Below are 1,096 nucleotides of genomic sequence, written 5' to 3'. Positions count from 1 at the left end.
GCAGGAAGGTAAGGACTTTACTGTGGTTCACCGATTGGAAGACGTGTCCGAGGTCGAGACGCCGAAAATTATCTATTGCCCGGTCGCTGAAGAATTAGAGCCGGAATATTACAACGCGCTCATGAGCTGGGTGTACAAGCGTGAAAATACGATTCTATGGATAGACGAATTAATGGAAGTCGCGCCAAGCGCCCATAACTACCCGAAAGAATTGAAAGCCTTATACACGCGCGGGCGTTCGAAAGAAGCAGTCGTTTGGGCTTGTACCCAGCGCCCAACAGACATTCCGGTCATTGCTATGGCCAACAGTTCACACTATTTCATTTTCACCATGCAAAACCCGGATGACCGTAAAAAGATTGTGAAAGCAACAGGGATGCCGCAATTTATGGAGCAACCCGGCGGGCACAATTTTTGGTATTGGAAAGTGGGTATGCAAAACCCGGTACTAGCAAAATTGAAGCTTTAAAGGAGGTGATGACTTGGAGACACGAAAATTTGCAGGTGTCGGGCTGAAGAACATGATTGTCATTGCGCTATTCACAATGATGGTCATTGTCGTAACAAAGGTTATTGTCACGAAGCATCCGGTTAACGGTGTGACGCAATTAGTAAACGCAGTATAAGGAGGAAAAAAGCATGAAGGTTAAATGGTTAGTTCATACGTTCATTACTGTATTTATCACGATGGTTTTCATGTGGATTATTAAGAAAGCTTCAGCAAAATATCATATCCCGGTTGTATCTACAATCGCGGCAGAAGTCTAAGGAGGAATTTTAATTTATGGCAACTCAACAGCAACTATCAGCACAGGCAAAGGCTCAACTATTCTCGCAGGCTACCCGCCAAACATGGCAGATGATGGGTACACAGACAGTGACAGAGGACGCACAAACGGTATCATTCAACCTACCGAAAGTACGCCTGCTATCACAAATTTTAGTTGAATTTGACGCGACTGTCTCTCTCAAATCGCAGAACGCGGCAATTCCAACTAAACCATTTTCACCATACCAGATTATCAGAAATATTGCACTGGAATTAAACAGTGGATTCCGTCGTTTTGTTGTGTCAGGCGAAGCCCTTCACCTATAC

2 protein-coding genes are annotated in these 1,096 nt (G+C 44.5%); both read left to right on the top strand.

What is annotated here, in order from left to right; all coding sequences use genetic code 11:
* Positions 1-469: hypothetical protein (locus ACFV61_RS36155; RefSeq protein ID WP_380496441.1), on the top strand; the 469-nt coding region annotated here is incomplete at its 5' end.
* Between the two features lie 315 nt (positions 470-784).
* A partial coding sequence (locus tag ACFV61_RS36150) for a hypothetical protein (protein WP_380496438.1) occupies positions 785-1,096 on the top strand: 312 nt, incomplete at its 3' end.

Origin of the sequence: Kitasatospora sp. NPDC059817 (genome assembly GCF_042731835.1) — a bacterium.
Lineage (GTDB): Bacteria > Actinomycetota > Actinomycetes > Streptomycetales > Streptomycetaceae > Kitasatospora.
Note: the sequence above shows the minus strand (reverse complement) of the source record. Positions and strands in the feature narration are given on the sequence as shown.